A 22,027-nucleotide genomic window follows, 5' to 3' on the forward strand; every position below is an offset into this window, starting at 1 on the left:
CGGGGAGGCCCATGATCAATAAAGTCACCCGGCGGAAAGCGTCGCACCAGGTACTGGCGCAGCTGAAGGCGGGTATTCATGACGGCACCTACCCGGTGGGGGATAAGCTGCCGTCGGAAAATGAGCTGGCCGACGCCTTTGGCGTCAGCCGCGCGCCGGTGCGTGAGGCGCTGGGGATCCTGGAGGTCGGCGGCATTATCTCTTCACGTCAGGGGGGCGGCCATCGGGTTGAGCAGCATTCGCTGCTCAGCAAGTATGAGCCGCTGGTGATGGAGGTCGCCAGCCGCAGCGAGGTGGAATCGCTGCTGGAAATGCGCGAGGTGATGGAGCAGCAGGCGGCGAGCATGGCCGCGCAGCGGCGCAGCGAGCAGGAGCTGCAACAGATCGAACAGGCGTTTCTGGCCTTTCGCCACACTACGCTGCACGACGGGCAGATTGGCCATCAGCAGGATTACCTGTTTCACCGCGCCATTATGCAGGCTTCGCACAATCCGTTTTTTGTGCAAATCCTCGACAATATGCATGAGCTGTATCTCGGCGTGCTGGTGTATTCGCTCAGCCGCAACCTGGGGCGCGCCGACGAGCGCCAGCGGGTGGTCGATGAACATGAGCGGGTATGGCTGGCGATCAAGGCCGGCGATGCGGCGGCGGCGGCCGGCAGTATGCAGCATCATCTGAGTAACGTGCGCGGCAAGCTGCGCAGGCTGGAACAAGAAGGAAAAGCATAACCATGTATGACGTGATCATTATCGGCAGCGGGCTGGTGGGGCTGGGCGTCGCCAACGCGCTGCAGGAACATAATCCGCGCCTGAAGCTGCTGATCGTGGATAAAGAGCCCGGCCCGGCGGCGCATCAGAGCGGCCATAACAGCAACGTGGTGCACTCCGGCATCTACTATCAGCCCGGCAGCCTGAAGGCGCGCCTGGCGAAGCAGGGCAATCAGAGCATGTTTGCCTTCTGCCGCCAGCATGAGCTGTATCACGACCGCTGCGGCAAAGTGATTGTCGCCACCCAGCTGCAGGAGCTGGAACTGTTGGAGAATATCTACCGGCGCGGCCTGGAGAACGGCCTGGCGGTGCGCCGCCTGTCGGCCGCCGAGCTGCGGGAGCGGGAACCCCACGTTAACGGACTGGAGGCGCTGCTGGTGCCGGACGCCGGCATCGTCAACTATGCGCAGGTGGCCGCCAAGCTGGCGGAAATTGTTCAACAGCGCGGCGGCGAGATTCACTTCGGCCGGCAGGTGGTGGGGATTGCCGAGCACGGCGACGGCGTTGAGGTGCAGACGCCGGGGCAGAACTATCAGGGCAAATGGCTGGTCAACTGCGCGGGGTTGTTCAGCGACCGCATTGCCAAACTGGCGGGGTATGACACCGGCATGAAAATCGTGCCGTTCCGCGGCGAATATTTTGTGCTGAACAGTGAAAAGAACTATCTGGTTAATCACCTGATTTATCCGGTGCCGAACCCGGACTTCCCCTTCCTCGGCGTGCACTTTACCCGCATGTACAACGGCAAGCGGGATGTGGGGCCGAATGCGGTGCTGGCATTCAAGCGCGAAGGCTACCGCAAGTGCGACGTCAGCCTGCGCGATCTGGGCGAGGTGCTGAGCTACCGCGGCTTTTGGAAGATTGCCGGCCGCTATATGGGCGAGGGGCTGGCGGAGGTGCGGCGTTCGCTGTCGCGCCGCCGGTTTACGGAAAACGCCCGCCGGCTGATCCCGGCGCTGCAGGAAGCGGATATTCAGCCCGGCCCCGCCGGCGTGCGGGCGCAGGCGCTGACGGCTGACGGCAAGCTGGTGGACGATTTCCACTTCGTGACCGGCCGCCGTTCGCTGCACGTGTGCAATGCGCCTTCCCCGGCGGCGACCGCCTCACTGGAAATTGGCCGCGACATCGTGCGCCAACATCTTGCCCACCTGTAATCATCCGCAGCGCCAGCGAAAGGATGGTATCTACGCTATTTTTAATGCTTAATATAACGCCCGGCTCCCATCGGGAGCGGGGCGGGTGTTGCGCCTGCGGGCGTATTTTATTGGATTGAATAACAGCGGTATCTCATGAACCCTCCTGCATCGGCGCCGCTGCCGCGTATTGCCACTCTGGACTGCGCGCGCGGCATCGCCATTCTCGGTATTCTGCTGATGAATATCAGCGCCTTTGGGCTGCCGAAAGCGGCGTATCTTAACCCGGCCTATCAGGGCCAGCCGTCATTGTCCGACGCCTGGGCCTGGGCGCTGCTGGATCTGTTCACCCAGGCCAAGTTTCTGGCGATGTTTGCACTATTGTTCGGCGCGGGGCTGCAGCTGCTGCTGCACCGCGGCAAAGGCTGGATCCGCGCGCGCCTGAGCTGGCTGGTGCTGTTCGGGCTGGGGCACGGCATTTTTTTATGGGACGGCGATATTCTGCTGGCGTACGGCCTGATCGGCCTGGTGTGCTGGCGCATGATCCGCGAAGCGAAAAACACCTTTACCCTGCTGAAAACCGGCGCGGTGCTGTATGGGATCGGCGTTACGCTGTTGCTGCTGCTCAGTTTTGCCACCGATGGCACGCCGGGCAGCTTCTGGCTGCCCGGCCCGGCGGATCTGCAGTATGAACAGCTGTGGAAACTGCAGGGCGGGCTGGAAGCCTGGCGCAACCGGGTGGATCTGCTCTCATCCAGCCTGCTGGCGATTGGCGCGCAGTACGGCTGGGAGCTGGCGGGGCTGATGCTGTTCGGCGCCGGCCTGATGCGCAGCGGCTGGCTGCGCGGCCACTTTGCGCCGGCGTATTACCGGCGGCAGGCGGCCTGGCTGATCCCGCTGTCGCTGCTGATCCAGCTGCCGGCGGTGGCGCTGCAGTGGCATCTGCAGTGGGACTACCGCTGGAGCGGCTTTTTGCTGCAGGTGCCGCGCGAGCTGGGCGCGCCGCTGCAGGCGATGGGCTATCTGGCGCTGTGTTACGGCTTCTGGGGGCGGCTGGCACGCTGGCCGCTGGGGCGCTGGCTGACGCAGGTCGGCCGTATGGCGCTCAGTAACTATCTGCTGCAAACGCTGATCTGCACCACGCTGTTCTACCGCTTTGGCCTCTATCAGCAGCTTGACCGCTGGCAGCTGGTGGCGATAGTGCCGCTGGTGTGGCTGGCGAACCTGCTGTTCTCACAGCTGTGGCTGCGCTATTTCGAACAGGGGCCGGCAGAGTGGCTGTGGCGTCGGCTGACCGCGCTCGGCGCCGGCGAGGGAGAGCGCCACCTGCGGCGCTGAGTAAGGAAAGCAGCGCGGCCGGCAGATACCGGCCGCGGGCTTATTTGGCCTGCGCCTTTTGCCTTTCCGCCGCCAGTTTTTGTTCCAATTCCACCAGCTGTTCCGGCGATACCGCCGGATAGCCCTGGGCGTCCTCCGGCACTTTATGCATGGCGGAAATCGGGATCAGCGGCCCGAGGAAGCGCGGCTCGCGCTTGAGGATGTACAGATCGTTCAGCGCGCCGAGACGGGCGAAGATTTCACGCACGCGCACCGACAGCATATTTTTGGGCGAAGGCACGGCGAAGCACTGCGCCTGGATGCCCATATGCAGGGCGATAAACAGCGCCCGCTCGCAGTGGAAGCGCTGGGTGATAATAATAAAGTCGTTGGCGTCGAACACCTTGCGCGTCCGCACGATGGAGTCCAGCGTACGGAAACCGGCGTAGTCCAGCACGATATCGCTCGGCGCCACGCCGGCGGCGATCAGATCGCGGCGCATGGTCATCGGCTCATTGTAGCTCTGCAGCGCGTTGTCGCCGCTCAGCAGCAGATACTTCACCTTACCGCTGTTGTAGGCGTTAATCGCCCCCTGCATGCGGTAGCGGTAATACTGATTAATCACCCCGGTGCGGTAATATTTGGCGGTGCCGAGCACCACGCCGACCTGGCGATCCGGCAGCTGCTGCACCTCTTCGTAGATATAAGGTGCGGTTTTCCAGCTGATCCAGCGATCGAGCGCGATAGCCGTTAACATCAGCGCCGTGGCGATGATGAACAGGCTAATTATCAGGCGTTTCCACATGTTTTGGCCTTACGCGCATAAATCTGAAAAAAGGTGGATTAAGGCTACTTTACCTGACTATCTGACGCAAGCGGTCGACCTGCGGATGGGGCCCCAGCAGGGCACTTTTTGTTGGTGCGGAGATCGGATGAGGAAAAACCGGCCAGACGATGCTGGCCGGCGGGAGACGGATCAGAACGAGGTGCGTTTGTAGCTGCGGTACTGCGGACGCCAGAAGTTGTGCTCAATCGCTTTGGACAGCGCTTCTTCTGAGGTGACCACCGCCACGCCCTGCAGCTGCGCGGCCTTGCCGACTTCCATCGCGATGCATTTCGACACGCCCTGAATATCGTCGATATCCGGCAGCAGCGCGCCGTAGCCGTCGGTCGCCAGCGGCGAACAGTCGGCCAGCGCGCGGCTGGCGGCCATCAGCATCGCGTCGGTGACGCGCGACGCGCCGGAGGCCAGCACGCCGAGGCCAATGCCCGGGAAGATATACGAGTTGTTGCACTGGGCGATAGGGTACTGGCGATCGCGGTGGTTGACCGGCGCAAACGGGCTGCCGGTCGCCACCAGCGCGGCGCCGTCGGTCCAGTTGATGATATCTTCCGGGCGCGCCTCAACGCGTGAGGTCGGGTTGGACAGCGGCATCACGATCGGCCGCGGGCAGTGCTGATGCATTTCGCGGATCAGCTCTTCGGTGAACAGCCCCGGCTGGCCGGAAACGCCGATCAGAATGCTTGGTTTGGCGTTGCGCACCACGTCCATCAGCGAGATGGCGTCGTTGCTCACGTTCCAGTGCGCCAGCGTCTCGCTCTTTTGCACCAGCTTGCTCTGGAAGTCGAGCAGGTTCGGCAGTTTGTCGGTCAGCAGGCCGAAGCGGTCGACCATAAACACGCGCGCCCGCGCTTCGTCTTCACTCAGGCCTTCCGACTTCATCTGGGCGATAATCTGCTCGGCGATGCCGCAGCCGGCGGAACCCGCGCCGAGGAAGGTGACGGTCTGGTCGCGCAGGCGGCAGCCGGCGGCGCGGCTGGCGGCGATCAGGCTGCCGAGCGTGACCGCCGCGGTGCCTTGGATGTCGTCGTTGAAGCAGCAGATTTCGTCGCGGTAGCGGTTCAGCAGCGGGGTGGCGTTATTCTGCGCGAAGTCCTCGAACTGCAGCAGCACGTTTGGCCAGCGGCGTTTGACCGCCTGGATAAACGCCTCGACAAACTCATGGTACTCATCGCCGGAAATACGCGGGTGACGCCAGCCCATATACAGCGGGTCGTTCAGGCGCTGAGGGTTGTTGGTGCCGACATCCAGCACCACCGGCAGCGTATAGGCCGGGCTGATGCCGCCGCAGGCGGTGTACAGCGACAGTTTACCGATCGGAATGCCCATGCCGCCGATGCCCTGATCGCCGAGGCCGAGGATACGCTCGCCGTCGGTGACGACGATCACCTTCACGTTCTGCTTGGTGGCGTTCTGCAGCATGTCGTCAATGCGGTCGCGGTTCGGGTAGGAGATAAACAGCCCGCGCGCGCGGCGGTAGATATCGGAGAAGTGCTCGCAGGCCTCGCCGACCGTCGGCGTGTAGATGATGGGCATCATTTCGCTCAGGTGCGAGTCCAGCAGGCGGTAGAACAGCGTTTCGTTGGTGTCCTGGATGTTGCGCAGGTAGATATGCTTGTCGTTGTCGTTTTTGAAATCTTGATACTGGCGGTAAGCGCGCTCGACCTGTTCTTCGATGGTTTCTACCGCTTCGGGCAGCAGGCCGCGCAGGTTGAAGTGGCTGCGTTCTTCTTCGGTGAAGGCGCTGCCTTTGTTAAGTAACGGAAATTCCAACAGAATCGGGCCGGCGTAAGGGATGTACAGCGGGCGTTTGCTTTCGTATTCAAGTTCCATCAGTTCACTCTTAGACGTATCAGATTGTTTTTATCACCGCAGATCCTAAAAGATAAGGGAAATATGTACAGTAATTGTTATCGGATCATGAGGGAAGTTGCGCTAATTATCGACGATCAAAGACTTATTTAACTAAAAAAAGTGTTTTCAGACGTAAATGGCATTGTATTCGCCGGGCAGGGCTGTTATTTGCGGGGCCGGACGGCCCCGCGCTGGGGATCAGAAGGTGAGGTGCTGCAGCGTCCGGCAGCCGAGTGCGGCCAGCAGGGCGCGGGTGGCGTCATGCTGGCTGAGGACGGCGCTTTGCGGCTCCGCCAGCACCGCGCGGCGGATGCGCCGGCAGTCGCCGCCGGACATATTCAGCAGGATCAGCGCAGCCTGCAGCGGCGGCAGGCTGGGGTTGAAGGCGGCATTTTCCGCGTAGCGACCGGCGTAGATCTTGCCGTCGCTCGTTTCCAGCGCTACGCCGCTGTGGGCCTGACTGTAGGGCGCGTGGCTGCGGTTGGCGGCGTCGAGCGCGGCGATCGCCAGCGCGTCGTCCAGCGCCAGCCGGTGGCCGTGGTCCGCCGGGTCCATCAGCAGGGTGTGAATATCCAGATCGCGCGGGCCGAAGGCGTCCGGCAGATAGTGACTGAGCGTGGCGGCCGGGCGGCCCGGCAGCTGGATGCGCAGATCGCCGCCGCTGTTCAGCTCATTCATAAACTGGCGGCAGTGGCCGCACGGGGTGTAATTGACGGTGACGGCGGCCAGCGCCGCTTCGCCGCGCAGCCAGGCGTGGGTGACGACGCACTGTTCGGCGTGCACCGTCTGCTGCATCGGCGCGCCGCTGAACTCCATATTGGCGCCAAAATAGAGGTTGCCGCTGACGCCGCGGGCGATGGCGCCGACGTTGAACTGAGAAATCGGGGTTAACGAGCAGGCCGCGGCCAGCGGCAGCAGGGCAAACGCCAGCGCATCATCGTCCAGCCCGCAGCGCTGCTTGATTGCTTCAACCTGCTCGGCGCTGAACATGGCCGGAAAATCAGCTGCGTCCAGATAAGGCTGCAGGGCGGATTGCAATGTGTCGGGCAGGGTGCTGAATGCGGTGTGAAAACGCGGATGCATAGAACGTCTCTCCAGTGTTAACGGGAGGACATTCTAGGCAGCCTTTAGCGGATAAAATGTGATTTATATCTACTTATTGATGAAATTAATGTAATCGGTGGCGATATTGCGCGATATATCGCAAGTTTTAGCCTCAGGCGAACAGGTGCAACAGCACCGGGAATAAAAACGGCGCCAGCAGCGAGGTGATAATGCCGCAGATCACCAGCGCCAGCGAACCGAAAGCGCCTTCCTGGTAATCCAGCTCCACGCAGCGGGCGGTGCCCAGCGCGTGCGAAGCGCTGCCCATCGCCAGGCCGCGGGCGGATTTGGTGGTGATCTTCAGCGCGTTGAACAGCGTATGGCCGAGCACGGCGCCGAGGATGCCGACAAAAATCACGCACACCGCGCTGATGGCCGGGATGCCGCCGAGTGATTCCGCCACCGCCATGGCGATCGGCGTGGTGACCGATTTGGGCAGGATGGACGCGGCAATCTCCGGCGTGGCGCCCATCCACAGGGCGATGGCGCCGCCGCTGATCATCGCGGCGAGGCTGCCGATAAAGCACACCGCGATAATTGATTTCCAGCGGGCGCGGATTTGGTGCAGCTGCTCATACAGCGGAAACGCCAGCGCGACTACCGCAGGCTGCAGCAAATCGTTGAGGATTTTGCTGCCCTGAAAATAGTCCTTATAGGGAATGCCGGTCAGCAGCAGCAGCGGAATGATCACCGCCATAGAGACCAGCAGCGGATTGAGCAGCGGCATGTTCAGTTTCTGCGCCAGCTTGCGCGCGGCGAAAAACACCAGCAGGGTTAACGGCAGCGACCACCAGATGGTATGCAACATTATTTATCCCCCTCGGCGTCGTTCTGCTTGCCGACCAGCGGGCGTTCGCGATGAAAATAGTGGGATGAGTACCCCACGGCCACCAAGACGATCAGGGTGCTGGCGGCGCAGGCGACCACCAGCGGCGCCAGATGGTCGAAAATCTCCCGGTAGTACTGCATTACCCCGACGCCGATGGGCACAAACAGCAGCACCATATAGCGGATGAGCAGGTTGCAGCCGGGACGCACCCAGGCGGCCGGCAGCAGCTGCAGGGCCAGCAGGGCGAACAGCAGCAGCATGCCGAGAATGCTGCCGGGAATGGCGATCGGCAGCAGGGCGGAGACCGCGTTGCCGATCAGCAGACACAGGTAAATCAAAGCGAATGCTCTAAGGTATTGCCAACATGATGTGAGCATCTTGTTCATAAGCCTTCCTGTTTAACGGATGCATTCATCATACAATTAAACTGTGATCTGCGCCACATAACCAATCATGAAAAATCGTTATCCCAGCCATGCCCATCCTGGCTATTGACGTTACGAGTTAAGTGTAGATGACGCCTGTTCGGCCAACGGCTCCGTCGGCTGGCGCTGTGCCAGCCGGTGCCCGAGGAAAAAGAACAGCAGGCTGAACAGCGCCGCGGCGATCAGCATGGCGAACATCAGCGGCGGCGCGGCGTAGCTGAGCAGCAAGCCGCACAGCACCGGGTTGGCGGCGCCGCCGAGGTTGCTGAGGTTCTGCATGCCGTAGTAGCTGCCCTTCAGATGCGCCGGTGCAATAAAGTCGATAAACATGTATTCCACCGGGATCACGATGATTTCGCCCAGGGTGAAAACCGCCATCGCCAACGCCCACAGCCACAGCGACTGTCCGGCCAGCGCGAAGCCCAGCAGGCCGAGCACGAAGAACAGCGTGCCGAACGCCAGCCAGCGCAGCATATTGTCCTGCCGCATTCCGCGGCTCAGCAGATATTGCAGCGCAATCACCATGCAGGCGTTAACCAGCATCACCAGCCCGATGACCCGGTAGGCGAATTCCGCGTTGGTGGCGATAATCAGATACTGCGACAGGTAACCGGTGAACTGGCCGAAGACCACCGCGCCCAGCGTACTGCCGAGGGTAAAGAAAATCAGCCGCCGGTCGCGGCGCAGAATGCCGAACGTCTGGCGGAAGCTGGCGGGCAGGGGGGCGGAGACGCCTGCCGCTGCCGGCGGCGACGGCGAGCGGCGCAGGCGGAAATGCAGCACGATCACCACCAGCAGCGTCAGGCCGCCGGACAGATAAAACGGCAGCAGAACCCCGAAGCCGGCCACCCAGACGCCGAGCGAGGAGCCGATCGCCCAGCCGACGTTGATCAGCGTGTAGTTCATGGAGAAGGCGCGGGTGCGCTGCGCAACCGGCAGCCATTCGGCAAAACAGGCCTTGATGGTGATGCTCAGCACCGAGTAGGTGGTATGCAGTACCGCCAGCAGCGCCACCATGCCGCCCGGGCGTGCGATCGACGGCATCAGGAAGAAGCTCAGCCCGTACAGCACAATGGCGGCGACCATCAGCGTATTTTTGCTGAACTTGTCCACCAGATAGCCGCCGTACAGGCTGGTGATGATGCCGATACTCAGGCTGCAGCCGAGGATCACGCCAACGCCGGCGGGCAGCAGACGGAAGTGCTCGCTGAGGTAAATGGCGATAAACGGCAGCGTGATGCCGCGGCCGATGGTCAGCACCAGCGAGGTAGCCAGCAGCGTGTTGATTAGCGGTGGGAATCCCTTCATAACATCACCCGTGGATGCTCGGTCATTAAATCAGAGTTGATAACATAGCCTATTGGCGGCGGGCGGCGGTACGGAAAGTGCGAAACAGCGGTAATTTCCGCCGCAGGGGAGAATGACAGGATTAACCACTGATGCTGGCGGCGTTGCGCTGCGTGACGACCATAAAAAAGGGCCGAGCTGGCTCGACCCTTGTTGCGTTGACGGCGTTACTTCACCTGCATGCCCGGCTGTGCGCCGCTGTCCGGGCTCAGCAGGAAGATTTCCTTCCCGCCCGGGCCGGCGGCCATCACCATGCCTTCGGAGATGCCGAAGCGCATTTTGCGCGGCGCCAGGTTGGCGACCATGATCGTCAGGCGTCCTTCCAGCAGCTTCGGATCCGGGTAAGCGGAACGGATGCCGGAGAAGATCTGACGGTTTTCGCCGCCCAGATCCAGCTGCAGCTTCAGCAGTTTGTCCGAGCCTTCAACGAAATCGGCGCTTTTGATCAGCGCAATGCGCATATCCACTTTGGCGAAGTCGTCAAAGGTGATGGCGTCCTGGATCGGATCGTCCGCCAGCGGACCGGTGACTGCCGGCGCCTGGCTGGCGATCAGATCTTCTTTGGACGCGTTGACCATGTCGTTGACCTTGTCGAGATCGATACGGTTGAACAGCGCCTTAAAGGCGTTGACCTGATGACCCAACAGCGGCTGCTGAATGCTGTCCCAGCTCAGTTCGCCGTTCAGAAACTCTTCGGCGCGCTGCGCCAGCGACGGCAGTACCGGCTTCAGGTAGGTCATCAGCACGCGGAACAGGTTGATGCCCATTGAGCAGATAGCCTGCAGATCGGCGTCGCGACCCTCTTCCTTCGCCACCACCCACGGCGCCTGCTCGTCCACATAGCGGTTGGCCAGATCCGCCAGCGCCATGATTTCACGCACGGCGCGGCTGAATTCGCGGCTGGCGTAGGCGTCGGCGATGCTGTCGGCCGCATCGGTAAAGGTCTGATACAGCGCCGGATCCGCCAGTTGGTCCGCCAGACGGCCGTCGAAACGTTTCTTGATAAAGCCGGCGTTGCGCGACGCCAGGTTGACCACCTTGTTGACGATATCGGCGTTGACGCGCTGCACGAAATCTTCCAGGTTGAGGTCGATGTCGTCGATGCGCGACGACAGCTTGGCGGCGTAGTAATAGCGCAGGCAGTCGGCGTCCAGATGCTTCAGGTAGGTGCCGGCCTTGATAAAGGTGCCGCGCGATTTGGACATCTTGGCGCCGTTAACCGTCACATAGCCGTGAACGAACAGGTTGGTCGGCTTGCGGAAGTTGCTGCCTTCCAGCATCGCCGGCCAGAACAGGCTGTGGAAATAGACGATGTCTTTACCGATAAAGTGATACAGCTCGGTGGTGGAGTCCTTGCGCCAGAACTCGTCGAAGTCCAGGTCGCCACGCTTGTCGCACAGGTTCTTGAAGGAACCCATGTAGCCGATCGGCGCGTCCAGCCAGACGTAGAAGTATTTGCCCGGCGCGTCGGGAATTTCGAAGCCGAAATAGGGCGCGTCGCGGGAGATGTCCCACTGGTGCAGGCCGGAGTCGAACCACTCCTGCATTTTGTTCGCCACCTGTTCCTGCAGCGCGCCGGAGCGCGTCCACGCCTGCAGCATTTCGCTGAAGGACGGCAGGTCGAAGAAGAAGTGCTCGGAGTCGCGCATGACCGGCGTGGCGCCGGACACCGCGGACTTCGGATCGATAAGCTCGGTCGGGCTGTAGGTGGCGCCGCACACTTCGCAGTTATCGCCGTACTGATCCGGTGATTTACACTTCGGACAGGTGCCTTTCACAAAGCGGTCCGGCAGGAACATGCCTTTCTCCGGATCGTACAGCTGAGAAATCGTCCGGTTCTTGATAAAGCCGTTCTCTTTCAGGCGACGGTAAATCAGGCTGGACAGCTCGCGGTTCTCTTCGCTGTGCGTCGAGTGGTAGTTGTCGTAGCTGATGTTGAAACCGGCGAAATCCTGCTGATGCTCCTGGCTCATTTCGGCAATCATGTCTTCCGGCGAGACGCCCAGCTGCTGTGCTTTCAGCATGATTGGCGTGCCGTGCGCGTCGTCCGCGCAAATGAAATGAACTTCGTTGCCGCGCATTCGTTGGTAACGAACCCAGATATCCGCCTGGATGTGCTCGAGCATGTGGCCGAGATGGATGGAACCATTTGCGTACGGTAGCGCGCACGTCACCAATAATTTTTTCGCGACTTGAGCCATAGTAAGAACTTGCTTTCTGTATTGAGTAAAAAGGGCCTTCGATGTTAACCGATCGCACGCCTCGCGGCTAGGGCTATACCGCGATGGCGACGTTGTGGTGCGAGTCAGCGTCGGTTAGTTCTGGTATGCTTGTCGTTGAAGCTATTCACTTGCATTTATTTCAATCGAGGAGCCGGGATGAACGCAAAATCCCCTGAGCAGACCAACCCCGAAGTTCTGCGCGCCCTGGTGACCGGTGTACTGGCCGCCTTTGAACACCCGACGTTAAAAAATAACCTGACGGCGCTGAAAGCCATCCACCACTGCGCGCTGCTGGACAACGTGCTGCATATCGAACTCGCCATGCCGTTCGCCTGGAACAGCGGTTTCGCGGCGCTGCAGGACAGCGTGAGCGCGGAGCTGCTGCGCGTGACCGGCGCACAGGCCATCGACTGGAAACTGAAACATGATATCGCCACGCTGAAGCGCGCCAATGCGCAGGCCGGCGTCAAAGGCGTGCGTAATATTATCGCCGTCAGCTCCGGTAAGGGCGGGGTGGGGAAATCCAGCACCGCGGTAAACCTGGCGCTGGCATTGGCGGCGGAAGGCGCCAAGGTCGGCATCCTCGATGCGGATATTTATGGTCCGTCGATCCCCAATATGCTGGGCACGGAACATGAGCGTCCGACCTCGCCGGACGGCCAGCATATGGCGCCGATTATGGCGCACGGCCTGGCGACCAACTCCATCGGCTATCTGGTGACCGATGACAACGCCATGGTCTGGCGCGGTCCGATGGCCAGCAAGGCGCTGATGCAGCTGCTGCAGGATACGCTGTGGCCGGATCTGGATTATCTGGTGCTGGATATGCCGCCGGGCACCGGCGACATTCAGCTGACGCTGTCGCAAAACATTCCGGTTACCGGCGCGCTGGTGGTCACCACCCCGCAGGATATCGCGCTGCTGGATGCGGCGAAGGGCATCGTGATGTTTGAAAAAGTCCAGGTGCCGGTATTGGGCATTGTGGAAAACATGAGCATGCATATCTGCAGCAACTGCGGGCATCATGAGCCGATTTTCGGCACCGGCGGGGCGGAGAAGCTGGTGCAGAAATATAACAGCCGTCTGCTGGGGCAGATGCCGCTGCATATTTCGCTGCGTGAAGATCTGGACCGCGGCCAGCCGACGGTGGTGAGCCGTCCGGACAGCGAATTTGCCGAGATGTACCGCCAGCTGGCGGGACGCGTGGCGGCGCAGATGTACTGGCAGGGCGAAGCGATCCCGACGGAGATCGCGTTCCGCGCGGTGTGACCGTCTGACGGCACAAAAAAACCGGCCATGCGCCGGTTTTTTTATCGCCAAATTGTCACCGTAACTTATGCAGGTCCGCACGGGTATAAGGGCGTTCCCGGTCCGCCAGGGTTACCGCTATTTTTTCCAGCAGGCTCTGGGTCGGCGCCGGCTGGCGGTGGCCCATCAATAGCACCGGCAGCGCCAGCAGAATCAGGGTTTTGACCACGCCGAGCCGCGGCGGACCGCTGCGGCGCTGCAGCAGCAGGAACAGCGAACTGGCGGAGAGCCCCAGCGCCAGGCCGGCGATGACTTCAGACGTTGAGTGGGCGTGAATAACCAGCCGCGACCAGCCGATAGCAAGCGGCAGCAGATAGCCGATCAGCACGGCGGTGCGTCGCAGCAGCGGACGGCAGCGGGCGCAAATCAGCCACAGAAATGCCGGCCAGATGCTGGCGGAGAGCGCCGAGTGGCCGCTGAAACCGGTAAAGTCATACTCGGCGCTGCCGATGCCCCAGCCGATAAAGGCCAGCTTGGAGGCGCAGACAATCGCGCCGACGCTGCCGAAGATAAAGCCCCACTGCCAGCCGGCGCGGCGCGTCGCGGCCGAAGAGAGCAGGACGAGGAACAGAATCAAAGCGGTAGGCAGCAGCAGCATGCTGTCGCCGAAAAAGGTCAGAAAATGCCAATCCAACGGGGAACTCTCCATTTATTCACTTATCCCGCGAATCGGAATAATGCGTTTGGCCGCTGAGTTTACTCTGCGCGACGGCGTAGCCCAACCGACAAAGTTCCTAAATACGGCTGAAAAAACACGGCATTTCGCCGTCCCAGGGCCACAATAGAGTGGCGCGGCGGGCGCTTACTCCCTATAATTGTCGCGTTTTATGTCCCCCCTAACACACTACGAATTCAGGTCTTTAATTTTATGACTGACAAGCCGCATCAGTGCGTCATTATTGGTATAGCTGGCGCATCTGCCTCCGGGAAAAGCCTTATCGCCAGTACGTTGTATCGTGAACTCCGCGAACAGGTCGGCGATGAACACATCGGCGTGATCCCTGAAGACAGTTATTACAAAGACCAAACCCATCTGACCATGGAAGAACGGGTCAAAACCAATTACGACCACCCGAGCGCCATGGACCACAGCCTGCTGTTCCAGCACCTGCAGATGCTGAAGGCGGGCAAGCCGATAGAACTGCCGCTGTATAGTTACACCGAGCACACGCGTAAAACCGAAACGGTGCATCTGGAGCCGAAGAAGGTGATTATCCTGGAAGGGATCCTGCTGTTGACCGACCCGCGTCTGCGTCAGGAAATGAACTTCTCCATCTTTGTCGACACGCCGCTGGATATCTGCCTGATGCGCCGCATGAAGCGCGACGTCAATGAGCGCGGACGCTCTATGGATTCCGTGATGGCGCAGTATCAGAAAACCGTACGCCCGATGTTCCTGCAGTTTATTGAACCTTCCAAACAGTATGCCGACATTATCGTGCCGCGCGGTGGTAAAAACCGCATTGCCATCGATATTCTGAAAGCCAAAATCAGTCAGTTCTTTGAATAATTCGCCGCCGGGCCTGAAGCGTGGTTTTCTGGTCCGGCGTCAACTATTTACGTCCTGACGTAGACCTTTCGCCCTTTGTATGGCAATTTTTGTTGTTTACGCGTCTTCTTGATGGAGAGAATAGAGATGAGACTGTGCGACCGCGATATCGAAGCCTGGCTGGATAGCGGAAAACTGGCCATTACGCCGCGACCGCCGATTGAGCGCATTAGCGGGGCCACAGTGGATGTCCGTTTGGGCAACCAGTTCCGCGTATTCCGCGGTCATACCGCCGCCTTTATCGATCTGAGCGGGCCGAAGGATGAGGTTAGCGCGGCGCTGGACCGCGTGATGAGCGATGAAATCGTCTTGCCGGAAGGGGAAGCGTTCTTCCTGCATCCCGGCGAGCTGGCGCTGGCGGTGACGCTGGAGTCGGTGACGCTGCCGAATGATTTGGTCGGCTGGCTGGACGGCCGCTCTTCGCTGGCGCGTCTGGGGCTGATGGTGCACGTGACTGCGCACCGTATCGATCCCGGCTGGCACGGGCGCATCGTCCTGGAGTTCTATAATTCAGGTAAGCTGCCGCTGGCGTTGCGCCCGGGCATGCTGATCGGCGCGCTGAGTTTCGAACCGCTCTCCGGACCTGCCGCCCGGCCTTATCACAGTCGCGAAGATGCAAAATACAAAGATCAGCAGGGCGCCGTAGCCAGCCGCATCGACAAGGACTAACGGCGCGCGGACGCCGTGCTGACAAGAGGAAGGCATGAGACGATTACTGACGACTTTGGTGATTTTGCTGGTAGTGCTGGTGGCGGGGATGTCTGCGCTGGTGCTGCTGGTCAACCCGAATGAATTCCGCAGCTACATGATCAAAAAGGTCGAGCAGCGTAGCGGGTATCACCTGACCTTGGAGGGTGATTTACGCTGGCACGTTTGGCCGCAGCTGAGCATTCTGGCCGGCCGCATGACGCTGACCGCGCCAGGCGCCAAGGCGCCGGTCGTCAGCGCGGACAATATGCGTCTGGATGTCAAACTGCTGCCGCTGCTCTCTCATCAGCTGTTCGTTAAGCAGGTGATGCTGAAGAATGCGGTTATTCGTCTTACGCCGGATTCCGAAGAACAGAGTTTACCGGATGCGCCGATTGCGCCGGGCGGTAACAACGGTGAAGAGTCGCCCGCCGCGAGCTGGAAGTTCGATATTGATAATCTGCAGGTGGTGGACAGCCTGCTGATTTGGCAGCGCGCCAATAATGAGCAAATTAACGTCCGCGATATCAATCTTTCGCTGCAGCGCAGCGGCGATCGCCAGGCGGAGCTGGAGCTGGCCAGCCGTATCAACCGCGATCAGCGCGATCTGAGCGTCAACCTGACGGCCGAGCTGGATCTGAGCCAGTATCCGCGCCAGGCCAGCGCTACGGTCAGCCAGTTTAACTATCAACTGGAAGGCGCCGATATTCTGGTGGGCGGCATTAAAGGCCAGGGCTCGCTGCAGGCGCAGTATCAGCAGACGCCGCGCCGGATCGCGCTCAACCAGCTGCAGATCAGCGCCAACAACAGCCAATTTTCCGGCAGTATCAGCGCCGGCCTGGGGGATATCCCCGACTATATCCTGAACCTGAGTTCGCCGAATCTGAATCTGGATGCGCTTTCCGGCTGGCATAACAGCAGCGGCGGCAGCGACGAGCAGCCGGTGCGGGCGATGACCGCCGGGCCGGTGATCGCCAGCGGTACCGAGCAGCAGCGGGATCTGCAGGCGCTGCGCGATTTTAATGCCCGGCTGGATGTGCACGCCGACCAACTGACCTACCGCGGTATGAACGTCGCGCAGCTGAAACTGCAGGCCGATAATCAGCGCGGCAAGGTGACGATGCCGACCCTGACGGGACAGGTAGCCGGCGGCGAGTTCTCCTTACCTGGTTCACTGGACGTGCGCGGTAATAACGCCGTGGCGCAGGTACAGCCGAATTTGCAGCGGATTGATCTGGCGACGGTGTTCAAAGCGTTTGATATTCCGCAGTTTATGACCGGGCAGCTGACGATGAACGGCGCGTTGAGCGGCGACCGTCTGGCGATTGATGCCTTGCTGAATAGCTGGCAGGGCAATGCGCAGCTGGCGGTAGACAATGCTCAACTGCACGGGCTGAATATTCAGCAGCTGATTCAGCAGGCGGTGGCGCGCAATGAGCGGGGCGTACGCGGACAGGATAAATATCAGCGCTATACCGAGGTGCAAAAGTTGGCGGCCAAGGCGAACCTGAACCGCGGTGCGGTGACGCTCCGTGAGCTGAGTGCGCAGTCGCCGTTGCTGCACCTTAGTGGTGACGGTACGTTGAACCTGCCTGAAAAACAGTGTGATATTACGCTGAACGTCCAGGTGACCGGCGGTTGGCAGGGACGCAGCGAACTGATCGAACAGCTGCAGAAGACGCCGATTCCATTACGCGTGTTCGGGCCATGGCAGCAGCTGAACTATCAGCTGAAGGTCGATCGGGTGCTGCGCGACTCCTTACAGGATCGTGCCAAGGATGCGCTGAATAAATGGGCTGAAAAAAATAAAGAGTCCCGCAACGGGCAAGATCTGAAAAAACTGCTCGACAAGCTGTAATGCCTCTGCCGATGTGGGCCGCACGTTTGGCCCGCATCGGCGCACAACCCGCCTTTACCCGTCGTTTTCCCTGATAGTTTCTGATTGCAACTTTGATAAAAGTCATATTCCCGTATAGTTAATTTGGGCACAGTGGAGCGTGATTCTGCTGGCCAAATAATAGGCGGCTAATAATTATATATAGAGGGTTTATGATTGAGCTTCTGATCGGGGTAGGGGTAGCGGGGGGAGTGGTACGCTATATCATCAAAGGGTATTCGGCCACCGGCGTGCTGATGGTCGGCGGATTGCTGCTGCTGGCCATCAGCGCGCTGATGGGCAAAAGCGTGCTGCCGGCCAGCGCCAGTTCCACCGGCTGGCGCGCTACGGATATCATTGAGTACGTCAAGATTCTGCTGATGAGCCGCGGCGGCGATCTCGGCATGATGATTATGATGCTGTGCGGCTTTGCCGCCTATATGACGCATATCGGCGCTAACGATATGGTGGTGAAGCTGGCTTCCCGTCCGCTGCAGATGATCAACTCGCCTTATTTACTGATGGTGGCGGCGTACATCGTCGCCTGCCTGATGTCGCTGGCCGTGTCGTCGGCAACCGGATTGGGCGTGCTGCTGATGGCGACGCTGTTCCCGCTGATGGTGAATGTCGGCATCAGCCGCGGCGCGGCGGCGGCGATCTGCGCCTCGCCGGCGGCGATCATTCTGGCGCCGACCTCCGGCGACGTGGTGCTGGCGGCCAAAGCGGCGGAAATGCCGCTGGTGGACTTCGCCTTTAAAACCACCTTGCCGATCTCCGTGGCGGCCATTGTCTGTATGGCCGTTGCGCATTTCTTTTGGCAGCGCTATCTGGACAGGAAAAACGACGAACAGCATCACGTGATGGATGTCAGCGAAATTGTGACAAAGGCGCCCGGTTTTTACGCCATTTTGCCGTTTACGCCGATTCTCGGCGTGTTGATCTTCGACGGCAAATGGGGGCCGGAGCTGCATATCATCACCGTGCTGGTGTTGTGCATGCTGCTGGCCGCGCTGATTGAGTTTATCCGCAGTTTTGATGCCAAAACCGTCTTCAGCGGGCTGGAAGTGGCATACCGCGGCATGGCGGATGCGTTTGCCGGCGTGGTAATGCTGCTGGTGGCGGCGGGCGTCTTCGCCCAGGGGCTGAGCACCGTCGGCTTTATCAGCGGCCTGATCGCTACTGCGCAGTCGTTCGGCACCGGCGGCATCATCATGATGCTGGTGCTGGTGACGATCACCATGCTGGCGGCGATGGCGACCGGTTCCGGCAACGCGCCGTTTTACGCATTTGTCGAGCTGATCCCCAAACTGGCCGCGCAAATGAGCGTTAACCCGGCTTACCTGGTGATCCCTATGCTGCAGGCTTCCAACCTTGGCCGTACGCTGTCGCCGGTTTCCGGCGTGGTGGTGGCGGTGGCGGGGATGGCGAAAATCTCTCCGATGGAAGTGGTGAAGCGTACCTCGGTGCCGGTGATCGTCGGGCTTATCGTGGTGATTGTCGCCACCGAGATCCTGGTGCCGGTACAGCTGTAATGTGATAGCGCCGGGCGTGTGGCTCGCCCGGCGTTTTACACCTCGTAATCGGGATCCGGCTGTTGCAGCGGGGTGATTTTCACCTTGATGATGCGGTGGCTGTTGATGACCAGCGGTTCGAACAGATAATCGCCGATAGTCAGCTGTTCGCCTTCCTGCGGTATACGCTGGCAATGCTCCATCAGCAGCCCGGCCAGCGTATGATATTCCCGTTTTTCCTCCAGCGGCAGCGGCAGATAAATCGTCAGGTCTTCCAGCGGCATATAGCCGTTGGCGACCCAGCTGCCGTCTTCCAACTGCTCAATGTCATGGCGCGGATCCAGCTCTGTACCGGCTTCAGGCAGGTTGCCGGCGATGGTTTCCATCACGTCGGTGAGGGTGACCACCCCTTCCACTGAGCCAAACTCATCGACGACAAAGGCGAAGTGGGTCTGTGCCTGACGGAACTGTTCCAGTGCGCCGAGCAGCGTCAGCTGCTCCGGGAAAATCAGCGGTTGATGGATCAGCGCGCGCAGATCCAGTTCCTGCTGAGCCAGCTGCTGTTTCAGCACGTCGATGGTGTGAATCACGCCGAGCGGCTCGTCGCTGGCGCTGTCTTCCGCCACCACGATGCGCGTATGCAGGTTTCTTTCCAACAGCTGCCGGAGCTTTTCCTGCGGGTCGTTGAGTTCAAGGTATTCGACATCATGGCGCGACGTCATAATGCTGCTGACGGTGCGCTGCGCCATCCCCAGCACTCTCTCAATCATATGGCGCTCCTGCTGGTTGAAGATCTCTTTACCCTCGCCGCTGTCAGCGATCAGCTGCGCGGCGTCGCGGTCGACTTCCGCATCTTCATGCTTGCCGCTTAGCATGCGCAATACGGCTTCCGCCGTACGTTCCCGCAGCGGCCGTACCTGCGACAGGAAGCGGCGACGGTTAAACTGCGCCAGCTGATTCAGCGCCTCAATCATGACCGAGAAGCCGATGGCGGCGTACAGGTAACCTTTCGGAATGTGATAGCCGAAGCCTTCCGCCACCAGGCTAAAGCCGATCATCAGCAGGAAGCTGAGGCACAAAATCACGATAGTGGGATGCGCGTTGACAAAGCGCGTCAGCGGCTTGCTGGCCAACAGCATCAGGCCGATGGCGATACACACCGCCAGCATCATCACCGCCAGATGATCGACCATGCCAACCGCGGTGATCACCGAATCCAGCGAAAAGACCGCATCCAGCACCACGATCTGCGCAACTACCGGCCAGAAGCGAGCGCCTTTACGCTGGCCGTGCTGCTCCTCGTCTTTCCCTTCCAGTCTTTCGTTTAGCTCCATGGTGGCTTTAAACAGCAGGAAGATGCCGCCGACCAGCATGATCAGATCGCGGCCGCTGAACGGATGATCGAGTACGGCAAACAGGGGTTTGGTCAGGGTCGCCAGCCAGGAAATGGAGGCGAGAAGCACCAGACGCATCAGCAACGCCAGCAGCAGGCCGACCACCCGCGCCTTGTCGCGCTGCTCTTTGGGGAGCTTCTCCGCCAGAATGGCGATAAACACCAGGTTGTCTATCCCCAGGACGATCTCCAGCACCACCAGCGTGGCTAACCCCGCCCAGATTGTTGGATCGGCGATCCATTCCATAAGTCTGATTACCCCTTTGAGTTTACGGGAGTTATCCCCTTAAAAAAGGATGCGTGCAGCATCGGAAAAATTCAACTGTGAAGCTGGACTGGGAAGGGAAAATTCGGGGGGAGGCAACCTGGCAGGTGCTGAAAACAATTGATGATTATCCGCACGATTAGCGCTCAATCAATGAGCTTTTTAACGATTTTATGCCGGAATAACATTATGTTTATCATTAAGTTATAAGCGTATTGAATGGAGAAAACCTTAGAATTTCTGGCAATAAGTAGTCTTATTCTGAAAAGACTTGTCTGAACCTATCTAAGGCTTGTTTCAGTTAGTCATTAGTATAAGAATCTTAGCCATATATAAAAGTGAACAAGTATCACCGTTTCGTTATAAAGGGCGTAGAGCTTTTTTACTTTTTTGTGACTTGCTCGGCATTAAATGCCACAGAGCACTTGAGTTGACTGACCAAACGCGATGAGAACCATCCGTTTGCCATATGAACGTGTTTACAGTGCATTGGTAGCTGAAAGCCAAGGGCGGTAGCGTGTCTGAAGACTTCTTCATCAAGAGAAGTTAACGGGTTAGCTGCCATGACATGGACTTTTCCGATGTTGCTCGCTGGAGCGCTGATTTAGCCTGTAACCGTGACTCTTATTTTGTAATTTGTTGGTGGATTAAAGCATGCAAAAACGACTGAAAGCAGTGATTCCGGTAGCCGGATTGGGTACGCGTATGCTGCCTGCAACGAAAGCTATTCCTAAAGAAATGTTGCCGGTGGTTGATAAACCGTTGATCCAATACATTGTCAGTGAATGCGTTGCGGCTGGAATCAAAGACATTGTTTTAGTTACCCACTCTTCCAAAAATGCGATTGAAAACCACTTTGATACCTCTTTCGAATTGGAAGCGGTATTGGAATCGCGGGTCAAACGCCAGCTGTTGGCGGAAATTCAGGGTATCTGCCCGCCGGACGTAACGGTGATGCAGGTGCGTCAAGGTCAGGCTAAAGGCCTGGGTCACGCGGTATTGTGCGCTAAACCGATGGTGGGTGATGAGCCTTTCGTCGTGCTGTTGCCGGATGTTCTGCTGGATGATGCCACGGCGGATCTGCGTAAAGAGAACCTGGCTAAAATGCTGCAGCGTTTCGAGCAGACGGGCTATAGCCAGATTATGGTTGAGCCGGTGCCGGAGAAGGACGTGTCCAAATACGGCGTAGTGGACTGCGGCGGCGCGGCTCTGGCTGCCGGCGAAAGTGCGCCGATGACCGCGGTGGTGGAAAAGCCGGCCCGTGAGGAAGCGCCTTCTAACCTGGCCGTCGTCGGGCGCTATGTGCTGTCGGCGGACATTTGGCCGCTGCTGGAGAAAACGCCTCCGGGTGCCGGCGACGAAATCCAGCTGACCGATGCGATCGCCATGCTGATGGGGCAGGAGACCGTGGAAGCCTTCCATATGAGTGGCAAGTCGCACGACTGTGGTGATAAATTGGGCTATATGAAGGCCTTCGTACAATATGGCCTGCGCCATACTTCCGAGGGCGAAGGCTTCAGCCAGTGGCTGAAACAGACCCTGGAAAGCAAATAGTTTCGCTGTTGGCTTAAAAACGATCACAAGATTGAAAGAGGATTA

18 protein-coding genes are annotated in these 22,027 nt (G+C 59.5%); 9 read left to right on the plus strand and 9 right to left on the minus strand.

Annotated features, from left to right (window positions below):
- Nucleotides 1-11: 11 nt before the first annotated feature.
- The 3 genes from I6G83_RS14400 to yeiB all read left to right on the plus strand — a co-directional run bounded on the left by I6G83_RS14400 (nucleotide 12) and on the right by yeiB (nucleotide 3,238).
- Entirely contained in the window at nucleotides 12-728 is a 717-nt protein-coding gene (locus tag I6G83_RS14400; protein ID WP_015671625.1) for a FadR/GntR family transcriptional regulator, read from the plus strand.
- A 2-nt stretch (nucleotides 729-730) separates the two neighbouring features.
- On the plus strand, nucleotides 731-1,921 hold the full coding sequence (gene lhgO, locus I6G83_RS14405) for an L-2-hydroxyglutarate oxidase (RefSeq protein WP_015671626.1): 1,191 nt from the start codon (nucleotides 731-733) through the stop codon (nucleotides 1,919-1,921).
- Between the two features lie 135 nt (nucleotides 1,922-2,056).
- The gene (gene yeiB, locus I6G83_RS14410; protein WP_054304910.1) at nucleotides 2,057-3,238 is read left to right on the plus strand and encodes a DUF418 domain-containing protein YeiB; all 1,182 of its coding nucleotides are present in this window, start codon (nucleotides 2,057-2,059) and stop codon (nucleotides 3,236-3,238) included.
- Nucleotides 3,239-3,278: 40 nt separating this feature from the next.
- On the opposite strand, the gene sanA is transcribed toward yeiB, so the two are convergent.
- The 7 genes from sanA to metG form a co-directional block, all read right to left on the minus strand.
- Nucleotides 3,279-4,022, minus strand: coding sequence for an outer membrane permeability protein SanA (gene sanA, locus I6G83_RS14415; protein ID WP_015671628.1), 744 nt, complete (start codon nucleotides 4,020-4,022; stop codon nucleotides 3,279-3,281).
- Nucleotides 4,023-4,193: 171 nt separating this feature from the next.
- On the minus strand, nucleotides 4,194-5,891 hold the full coding sequence (locus I6G83_RS14420) for an NAD-dependent malic enzyme (RefSeq protein WP_054304909.1): 1,698 nt from the start codon (nucleotides 5,889-5,891) through the stop codon (nucleotides 4,194-4,196).
- 219 nt (nucleotides 5,892-6,110) lie between these two features.
- The gene (gene cdd / locus I6G83_RS14425; RefSeq protein ID WP_054304908.1) at nucleotides 6,111-6,995 is read right to left on the minus strand and encodes a cytidine deaminase; all 885 of its coding nucleotides are present in this window, start codon (nucleotides 6,993-6,995) and stop codon (nucleotides 6,111-6,113) included.
- 133 nt (nucleotides 6,996-7,128) lie between these two features.
- On the minus strand, nucleotides 7,129-7,824 hold the full coding sequence (locus I6G83_RS14430) for a CidB/LrgB family autolysis modulator (protein WP_015671631.1): 696 nt from the start codon (nucleotides 7,822-7,824) through the stop codon (nucleotides 7,129-7,131).
- Entirely contained in the window at nucleotides 7,824-8,231 is a 408-nt protein-coding gene (locus tag I6G83_RS14435; protein WP_015671632.1) for a CidA/LrgA family protein, read from the minus strand. The genes I6G83_RS14430 and I6G83_RS14435 overlap by 1 nt, the downstream gene beginning before the upstream one ends.
- A gap of 111 nt (nucleotides 8,232-8,342) precedes the next feature.
- The gene (locus I6G83_RS14440) at nucleotides 8,343-9,578 is read right to left on the minus strand and encodes an MFS transporter (protein ID WP_054304907.1); all 1,236 of its coding nucleotides are present in this window, start codon (nucleotides 9,576-9,578) and stop codon (nucleotides 8,343-8,345) included.
- A gap of 206 nt (nucleotides 9,579-9,784) precedes the next feature.
- Complete coding sequence (gene metG, locus I6G83_RS14445) at nucleotides 9,785-11,818, minus strand: methionine--tRNA ligase (RefSeq protein WP_054304906.1); 2,034 nt, start codon at nucleotides 11,816-11,818, stop codon at nucleotides 9,785-9,787.
- Between the two features lie 177 nt (nucleotides 11,819-11,995).
- On the opposite strand from metG, the gene apbC reads away from it, so the two are divergent.
- Nucleotides 11,996-13,108 (plus strand): iron-sulfur cluster carrier protein ApbC, encoded by a 1,113-nt coding sequence (apbC, locus tag I6G83_RS14450; RefSeq protein ID WP_054304905.1) that lies wholly within the window; start codon nucleotides 11,996-11,998, stop codon nucleotides 13,106-13,108.
- 55 nt (nucleotides 13,109-13,163) lie between these two features.
- Here apbC and I6G83_RS14455 read toward each other — a convergent pair whose 3' ends face one another.
- Nucleotides 13,164-13,781, minus strand: coding sequence for a phosphatase PAP2 family protein (locus I6G83_RS14455; RefSeq protein WP_443096384.1), 618 nt, complete (start codon nucleotides 13,779-13,781; stop codon nucleotides 13,164-13,166).
- A 234-nt stretch (nucleotides 13,782-14,015) separates the two neighbouring features.
- Between I6G83_RS14455 and udk the strand changes: the two genes are divergently transcribed.
- From udk to dcuC, 4 genes are all read left to right on the plus strand, one after another.
- Nucleotides 14,016-14,657 carry a uridine kinase gene (gene udk / locus I6G83_RS14460; protein ID WP_015671637.1) on the plus strand — a complete coding sequence of 214 codons (642 nt, stop codon included), beginning with the start codon at nucleotides 14,016-14,018 and terminating at the stop codon, nucleotides 14,655-14,657.
- Between the two features lie 126 nt (nucleotides 14,658-14,783).
- A complete protein-coding gene (dcd, locus tag I6G83_RS14465) occupies nucleotides 14,784-15,365 on the plus strand; it encodes a dCTP deaminase (RefSeq protein WP_015671638.1) in 582 nt (193 codons plus the stop codon).
- 34 nt (nucleotides 15,366-15,399) lie between these two features.
- Nucleotides 15,400-17,241, plus strand: coding sequence for an outer membrane assembly protein AsmA (gene asmA, locus I6G83_RS14470; RefSeq protein ID WP_054304903.1), 1,842 nt, complete (start codon nucleotides 15,400-15,402; stop codon nucleotides 17,239-17,241).
- A gap of 191 nt (nucleotides 17,242-17,432) precedes the next feature.
- Complete coding sequence (gene dcuC, locus I6G83_RS14475) at nucleotides 17,433-18,791, plus strand: anaerobic C4-dicarboxylate transporter DcuC (protein ID WP_054304902.1); 1,359 nt, start codon at nucleotides 17,433-17,435, stop codon at nucleotides 18,789-18,791.
- A 35-nt stretch (nucleotides 18,792-18,826) separates the two neighbouring features.
- Here dcuC and I6G83_RS14480 read toward each other — a convergent pair whose 3' ends face one another.
- Nucleotides 18,827-20,410 (minus strand): TerC family protein, encoded by a 1,584-nt coding sequence (locus I6G83_RS14480; protein ID WP_054304901.1) that lies wholly within the window; start codon nucleotides 20,408-20,410, stop codon nucleotides 18,827-18,829.
- A 672-nt stretch (nucleotides 20,411-21,082) separates the two neighbouring features.
- Between I6G83_RS14480 and galU the strand changes: the two genes are divergently transcribed.
- On the plus strand, nucleotides 21,083-21,982 hold the full coding sequence (galU, locus tag I6G83_RS14485; RefSeq protein WP_054304900.1) for a UTP--glucose-1-phosphate uridylyltransferase GalU: 900 nt from the start codon (nucleotides 21,083-21,085) through the stop codon (nucleotides 21,980-21,982).
- The last annotated feature ends 45 nt before the right edge of the window (nucleotides 21,983-22,027 follow it).

Origin of the sequence: Serratia rubidaea, from assembly GCF_016026735.1 — a bacterium.
In the GTDB taxonomy this organism is placed as follows: domain Bacteria; phylum Pseudomonadota; class Gammaproteobacteria; order Enterobacterales; family Enterobacteriaceae; genus Serratia_B; species Serratia_B rubidaea.

Excerpts from the sequence above, each read along its gene's own strand:
- udk (WP_015671637.1), top strand. The coding sequence starts at position 14,016 with ATGACTGACAAGCCGCATCAGTGCGTCATTATTGGTATAGCTGGCGCA.
- metG (WP_054304906.1), bottom strand. The coding sequence starts at position 11,818 with ATGGCTCAAGTCGCGAAAAAATTATTGGTGACGTGCGCGCTACCGTAC.
- yeiB (WP_054304910.1), top strand. The coding sequence starts at position 2,057 with ATGAACCCTCCTGCATCGGCGCCGCTGCCGCGTATTGCCACTCTGGAC.
- I6G83_RS14440 (WP_054304907.1), bottom strand. The coding sequence starts at position 9,578 with ATGAAGGGATTCCCACCGCTAATCAACACGCTGCTGGCTACCTCGCTG.
- cdd (WP_054304908.1), bottom strand. The coding sequence starts at position 6,995 with ATGCATCCGCGTTTTCACACCGCATTCAGCACCCTGCCCGACACATTG.
- I6G83_RS14420 (WP_054304909.1), bottom strand. The coding sequence starts at position 5,891 with ATGGAACTTGAATACGAAAGCAAACGCCCGCTGTACATCCCTTACGCC.
- apbC (WP_054304905.1), top strand. The coding sequence starts at position 11,996 with ATGAACGCAAAATCCCCTGAGCAGACCAACCCCGAAGTTCTGCGCGCC.
- sanA (WP_015671628.1), bottom strand. The coding sequence starts at position 4,022 with ATGTGGAAACGCCTGATAATTAGCCTGTTCATCATCGCCACGGCGCTG.
- dcuC (WP_054304902.1), top strand. The coding sequence starts at position 17,433 with ATGATTGAGCTTCTGATCGGGGTAGGGGTAGCGGGGGGAGTGGTACGC.
- I6G83_RS14480 (WP_054304901.1), bottom strand. The coding sequence starts at position 20,410 with ATGGAATGGATCGCCGATCCAACAATCTGGGCGGGGTTAGCCACGCTG.
- I6G83_RS14430 (WP_015671631.1), bottom strand. The coding sequence starts at position 7,824 with ATGTTGCATACCATCTGGTGGTCGCTGCCGTTAACCCTGCTGGTGTTT.
- dcd (WP_015671638.1), top strand. The coding sequence starts at position 14,784 with ATGAGACTGTGCGACCGCGATATCGAAGCCTGGCTGGATAGCGGAAAA.
- asmA (WP_054304903.1), top strand. The coding sequence starts at position 15,400 with ATGAGACGATTACTGACGACTTTGGTGATTTTGCTGGTAGTGCTGGTG.
- I6G83_RS14435 (WP_015671632.1), bottom strand. The coding sequence starts at position 8,231 with ATGAACAAGATGCTCACATCATGTTGGCAATACCTTAGAGCATTCGCT.
- lhgO (WP_015671626.1), top strand. The coding sequence starts at position 731 with ATGTATGACGTGATCATTATCGGCAGCGGGCTGGTGGGGCTGGGCGTC.
- I6G83_RS14400 (WP_015671625.1), top strand. The coding sequence starts at position 12 with ATGATCAATAAAGTCACCCGGCGGAAAGCGTCGCACCAGGTACTGGCG.
- galU (WP_054304900.1), top strand. The coding sequence starts at position 21,083 with ATGCAAAAACGACTGAAAGCAGTGATTCCGGTAGCCGGATTGGGTACG.